General features: G+C 58.0%; 5 protein-coding genes. 3 read left to right on the forward strand and 2 right to left on the reverse strand.

What is annotated here, in order from left to right:
- Nucleotides 1–20 precede the first annotated feature (20 nt).
- The 3 genes from HY836_RS14090 (at nt 21) to HY836_RS14100 (ending at nt 4413) form a co-directional block, all read left to right on the forward strand.
- Nucleotides 21–395, forward strand: coding sequence for a hypothetical protein (locus HY836_RS14090; RefSeq protein WP_290676880.1), 375 nt, complete (start codon nt 21–23; stop codon nt 393–395).
- 56 nt (nt 396–451) lie between these two features.
- Entirely contained in the window at nt 452–1354 is a 903-nt protein-coding gene (locus HY836_RS14095; protein WP_290676883.1) for a hypothetical protein, read from the forward strand.
- A gap of 785 nt (nt 1355–2139) precedes the next feature.
- Complete coding sequence (locus HY836_RS14100; protein WP_290676886.1) at nt 2140–4413, forward strand: hypothetical protein; 2274 nt, start codon at nt 2140–2142, stop codon at nt 4411–4413.
- A 425-nt stretch (nt 4414–4838) separates the two neighbouring features.
- On the opposite strand, the gene HY836_RS14105 is transcribed toward HY836_RS14100, so the two are convergent.
- Nucleotides 4839–5261 (reverse strand): DUF2000 domain-containing protein, encoded by a 423-nt coding sequence (locus tag HY836_RS14105; protein ID WP_290676889.1) that lies wholly within the window; start codon nt 5259–5261, stop codon nt 4839–4841.
- Between the two features lie 38 nt (nt 5262–5299).
- The gene (locus HY836_RS14110; RefSeq protein ID WP_290676892.1) at nt 5300–5932 is read right to left on the reverse strand and encodes a hypothetical protein; all 633 of its coding nucleotides are present in this window, start codon (nt 5930–5932) and stop codon (nt 5300–5302) included.
- Between the last annotated feature and the right edge of the window lie 141 nt (nt 5933–6073).

Below are 6073 nucleotides of genomic sequence, written 5' to 3' on the forward strand. Positions count from 1 at the left end.
CAGGACAGCTGGATAGGCTCATGAAATTCACCGTTTTCCGCATCGGCATCATCACGTCATTTGCCGCATTTGCAGGCTGCGCATCTGTTGCCGTGAGCAATGACGCGATTGAGCAAAACACTGCATTCACGCTCGGCGTACCAAAAGGCTCGTTCACGATTTCTGATCGTGTCGATGATGGCGTCAAGTCCACATACGTGGCAAAGACGAACACGGGTAAGCAGTACAACTGCTATGTGACTGGCGCGATCGGCATAACTGGACGGGTTGTGTCAGATGCCATTTGCCAGCCAATCGCGACCAACAAGTCCTCGACTACGAGGGTGTCACCTGCAGCATCCAGTCAGAGTAACGCGACCTGCAACGCGCTACTAAAGGCAGCAGGCAAGTGTTAACGTGATTGAACGTGAGAGCAATCAATACCAATCATTCGAATACAGCTTCAGTGACCATGACTGGTGCCGCATCCAAGCTCAAGTCTTCAAGACGTCGAACGATGCGGGAGGCCGCGAAAGAGCGTCCTGCGAAGGTTTTTAATCAAATCACCAGTCACAACTCAGATTCGGTTGAGATCCTTTCCGTGGTGGATCCAAATTACAAAGAACCACACGTTCTGCTGCTCACCACGAGCCGCCAAGAAACGCTTCAAAGGGTCCAAGATCAGATTTATAGATCTGGGAAGATCGACATCAGAGCGGATTACCTGATGGGTCCACTAGAAGACCGAATTGGTGGTTTGGTCTGCGATATGGGTGGGGCGGATGGTTATAGACACTCGCTGCGCATTTCCAATGGCGACATCATGGTTCGTATGGCTGAGCTGAGGGGGCTCAAGATTTCGTCGTTCATGCTCAACAGAGTTGTTCGTTGGGCCAAATGCTTTGAAGCAGACAGAACCATCAGACCATTCAAGCTTGTTCACCAGGACGGCGTTGACCCGGCCAACCGATCTGCGCGCAACAAGCTATACCGAAAATTCGGAATGCGGCTGATCTTTACTGATCCTGTCTTGGAAACGGAAGGCTATTCAGATCCAACTTTGACTGTTGACGACCTAATTGAATTTAGCGACAGGGAATGGCCAACTGTCAGCGCAACCACCTACCCGTATGCATTCAGAGCACTAAGTCATGAGCGCCACAAGATCAAGGACCGCTTGACCTACAACACTCGACGTATGTTGAGGTACAAAAGAGAGAATGACAGATTCGACCTTAAGGTGGGGAAAGTCATGCGAGCTCTCCGCATACTCGTCAACTGGCCGCTGCTGCTGCTGGTCGCTTTCCTTGCGTATGGCCTTGGCTCAAGCCAGTTGGGGACCTACTTGGATGCAATCAAGCAATTTCTCTCGTGATCAGTTGCGGATGATCAGCTCGATCTACTCGTTTCTCGGACGAGAAACGGAGTTCTCTCTCAATCTGCAAATTCCCGTAGGCCATCAGAGCAACGCCGACCAAGGCAGCAGCAGCAACGCTGGACACTAACGACCATCGATACGGATGCCTGTTGCCCCCAGACTTGAAACGTCTGCTGAAGCGACAGCTGCCGATCGACCTCCAGTGTGCATAGTTCACTACGGCATCAACTCGATTGGCGCCGCGCTCGCCTGACTGTTCGGCGCCGAATGACTCCTATGCTGTCGAAAGGTGGCATTACTCTCCAAATCGCGAATGACTCATCCCGCTGCGAAGTGGCCGTCCGTGCAGTAAGGTCAGCATAAGGCTGGAATGAGACACTCGCGCTCGACTGCCGAGTGTCTCCGTCGTTCATGACCGGCCATTCGGTAGGCAGCCGCACCAATGGCCGCTTCGCTGCCGAGACAGGCCAACTCGTGATGAGTTGTACGAGCCCCATGCGCTCAGGCAACTGGTAGCTCGTGTAGGCGTTTTTGTCATCTGAGCGCGCTGGTTAGTCGCCTCCCGGGAGACAATCGACATTCCGAACGACCCAAGCGAGCGGATGACAGATCAGCAGACCCGGAACAACCACTATGTCCCGAAGTGGTACCAGCACGGCTTCATTGCTCCGAGCCAGTCTCATCTCTTCTATCTCAACCTCGATCCGGACTTAAAGACGCTGCCCGATGGCCGGCAAGTACCGCGCCGGGCGCTGCACATGTGAGGCCCTGTGAACTGTTTTGTGGAGTACGACCTGTACACCACGAAGTTCGGTGCAACCATCAACGACGACATTGAGAAGCGCCTTTTCGGTGCCCTTGATGACAAAGGCTCCCAAGCTGTGCGGGCCTTTGTGCGCGGTGACCCCTCGGAAGTGCACGAGTCGTTCCAAGACTTCTTCACATACCTCGCCGCTCAGAAACTGCGCACTCCCAAGGGACTTGATTGGATTCGCTCGTGCTACGGGCCGCTGGACCAAATCGATTTGATGGTGGAGATGCAGGCGCTGAGGACGATGCACTGCACGATGTGGGCCGAGGGCGTTCGGGAAATCGTCTCTGCGGCTGACTCGGACGTGAAATTCATCGTTACTGACCACCCGGTGACGGTCTACAACCCGCAACTTGATCTCACGGCCCAGGCCTGCACTTATCCGCAGGACCCTATGGTTGCGTCGCTAGGCACGCAGACGGTGTTCGCACTGGACGCTGACACCTGCATGATCTTCACGCATCTGGAATACGCGAAGGAATCGAGCCGGCATGACCTCACCCGCCTGCGCACGAACGCGCGACACCACGGTATGGGCATGACGCGGACGGACTCTTTCATCCGTGATCGCCGACTAAGCCGCGACGAAGTAATCGCGATCAACTATCTTCTCAAGTCACGTGTAAAGCGATACATCGCGGCGGCAAAAATGGATTGGCTCTATCCGGAGCGGCACTTTAACGGCTCCTGGGCTGAGATTGCCAAAGTGCTGTTGCCCAAGAACGATCTGTGGCGATTCGGCGGGGAGATCTACGTCGGCTACCGGGACGGCACGTCCGGCTATTGGGACGAGCACGGCCGCACGTCCAAGGCTCATAAGTTCCTGCCCCGCGATTCGCCGCGCAAGAATGTCGCCGCCAATGACTTTTGCGGCTGCGGAAGCGCCTACGCCTTTAAGGACTGCTGCCAATCGTTGCCGGCGGCCGAACGGCCGCCTTGGGATGTCTACGGACTGCGCGAGCGTAACCTGATGTTCTGCAATGCCGTGCAGGACATACTCAACCTCCGCGACGGGGCCTCTTGGGAAGACGTTCGCAGGACATTAAGCGACGCTCAAGTCGAGCGAATCCACAGCGCCTTCGCTGCGCTGTGGCCTGAGGACACAGACCTAGCGTCGCTACTTCCTCGGCCACATCCCAAGAAGTTGCGCACGGTATTTGCCGGCATCGCAGATCCGCGCACGGTGGACGCGACCGTCCTTGGCTGGCTGCCGTACGTCGATGAAGTCGTGGTGGTGAACCCCTTCGTCCTGGGCACCCGAATGAAGCCCGAGTTCAGCCCCATCGACTCGCCGGCCGCCCACAAGATGCAGACACTCAAGAACGTCATACTGCTTCTGAAGCTGGAGCCGTTCATCCGTGCAGGACTGGTCCATCTTGTTCCTGATCCATGCGAGGTCTGCGCGCCTCTCGGACAGCTCGTCCGGGATGTAATCACGGACCGCACTGCAGGCTGGAAGCCGCCCACGGGCGGGCTGCACCGCCTGCTGAAGCTCGGAGAGGAAGAGCACCGGCGCTTCATGGGCATGTTGCCCGAAGACTCACTGCGTCGCTACGTCGCCAAGCATATGCCGCAGCCCGACACCGAGGTGACGGACCAGATCATTGCTTACATCAGGCGGCAGACTGAGGCCGATCCGTATGCATTGCTGCAGGCGCTCCCCGTGGGCGAGGCTGGTGCGCAGTTCCAGATATACAAGGGCCTGAACCTGGAATCAGCGCTTTACCTGGCCACACTTACTGGCTCAGTGATTCACGTCGACACCGACACCCACTGGGAGCAACTCCTCATGGATGCGCAACCCGCCGGTGCGGCGTCGCAACGCGAATGGGACCCCGTACGGCAAGCACTGACCGAGATCACCTTCCCAGTAGATCTCGATTCGCAGCGGCTCGCTCTGCGGCTCTCTGGAGGAGACGTGCCCCCCGTGCGCACCTTGCTGCTCCGCCTTGGCGCCGCTGTCGCTGAGTCCGGGACTGGGTCAGCGCCCCATGTGCTCGCCAAGCAATTGCGCCAGGCTCGCGCGAAGGTGGAACGCACGGCGATACCGATCGGCGACAGCCAAATGCTCGAGGTGTGGCTGGACCTGCACGTACCGCCGACGGGCTTTGGCCGGCTCGAGGTGCAGCGGTTGCTCGTGATGTTCGCCGGTGCAACGGGGCCACGCACTGTGCCCTACGCGCTACGACTTTTGTTCGATGAGCCAGCGAACGGGCGCGACGATGCTTCGGACCCTGACGTTTAAGCGTCGATGGGTGACTCTGCCACCGGTATGGCTCGCGATGCCGTCGTTCAAACACCTCGAGGCGCCAAAACCAGTGACCGCTTTCTGGCGGTGACTGTCACGTTGCCCATTGAGCACGACTGACGCCAACCGCTGCGAAGCCATCTGTCGGGGCTTCAGCAACTGACTGCCTGCGGTCACTCACCAACGACTGCACTGGGATACCACAGTGCTGGACAATTAGTCCAATCGGCTGCATGCCGCGCAGCCTTTCGTCCGCGAACATGGGGGTAGCCCACGAGTCCTTATACGTTGCGGATCTTGCTACCCCCGTAGTTCGACTTCCATCGAGCTTTACTACAGCTCAACCGCTCACAGCTCGCCGTGTGGTTGGCTTAAGAGGCACGGCGCCTTCGAGGCGCGGTGAGGCTGAAGTCGCTAGCCCATTACTTGTAGAGTGAAAAGCGCTTGGTTAGCGGCTTGAGTTCATCCGAGGCGCCGAACACTGCAACGGCCAAGTATTCCAGCGTCGTCGGGTCGGCAGAGAGCGTGGCCTGCTGCTGCTCTTTCGCGGACGTGCCGAGCATCGTGTGGACGAAGACGTTCACCGGAAGAGCTTCGCGGAGAGCGTCTTGATGCAGTCGAGCTAGGTGGTTGGTGTTATCGCTGCGCAGCACGATAACTGGCGCCTTGGAAATTTCGCTCTTCCACCCCGCCCCGCTCGGGTAAGGAAGAAACTCGATGCCCTTGCCCAAGGTCAGGCTGGCAACAAGTCCTGCTACGGCGTGGCACATTGCGTTCATCGCGCGTCCCGCCTCCAGTTGCCGGTTCACAACGAGGATGAGCTTGAAGGAATTGTCCGAGTACATATCGATCTCCTTGATTGTGCGGATGAACTTGACGCCCGTCACGCGGCCTGGGGACCCAGGGCGTAGACGTGGCGAAAGACAGCATTGAGGGCGCCGATCAAGCCCCAGTTCTCGCGGGAGCGGTGCACCGTTTGCTCGTCCTCGGGCAGATAGAGCGCCAAGGCCCAACTCTTTTCGGCCGGAAAACGATGGTGACGGTCATGTACAACCAATTCGCCGACGAGGATGGCGATGCGTGCTGGGATGTCGATGAGCACGACGATCAGCGCCCACAGCACCAGCCGCGCAGCGAAGCGGGCTAAGCCATTACCGTTGCGTTGAGGCATCGCGGTCAAGCAGTAGCGGGCTTGTGACAGGCGAGCATGGCGTTCGGGCGAGGTCTCGCCTTCGATGAAGGGCGCACCCCAGTAGTGCTCGCTGGTGAACTGGATCAGGGCGGAAATCTGATACAGCACCGTAAGTGGGAACACAAGCAGCACGAGAACCGGGATCCAGACGTGGAGCGCCGTCGCCATCGTGACTCCCGTAGACAGCCACATTACTGTCATCACACGGCGATAGAGGTTCGCGGACGCGAAGTTGGACCTCGCACGGGCCGCCAGAAAGGTTGTATGAAAGCGCGGGCTAAAGCACGTCGTGATCAGCCAGATCCAGCATTGCTGCACCGTCATACTGAGGTTGCCCCCGGAAAGTGGAGTTCTTAGCTCATGACCACAATGCTGGAAAGGAGCGACGAAATGGTCGATAAGCAGGTACGGGGCAAGTACACCCTGGAGTACAAACTGGAGGCGGTTCGGCAAGTCAAGGCCGGG

The sequence above is a fragment of the Aquabacterium sp. genome (genome assembly GCF_016234775.1).
GTDB lineage: Bacteria > Pseudomonadota > Gammaproteobacteria > Burkholderiales > Burkholderiaceae_C > Aquabacterium.

Excerpts from the sequence above, each read along its gene's own strand:
- HY836_RS14090 (WP_290676880.1), top strand. The coding sequence starts at position 21 with ATGAAATTCACCGTTTTCCGCATCGGCATCATCACGTCATTTGCCGCA.
- HY836_RS14095 (WP_290676883.1), top strand. The coding sequence starts at position 452 with ATGACTGGTGCCGCATCCAAGCTCAAGTCTTCAAGACGTCGAACGATG.
- HY836_RS14105 (WP_290676889.1), bottom strand. The coding sequence starts at position 5,261 with ATGTACTCGGACAATTCCTTCAAGCTCATCCTCGTTGTGAACCGGCAA.
- HY836_RS14110 (WP_290676892.1), bottom strand. The coding sequence starts at position 5,932 with ATGACGGTGCAGCAATGCTGGATCTGGCTGATCACGACGTGCTTTAGC.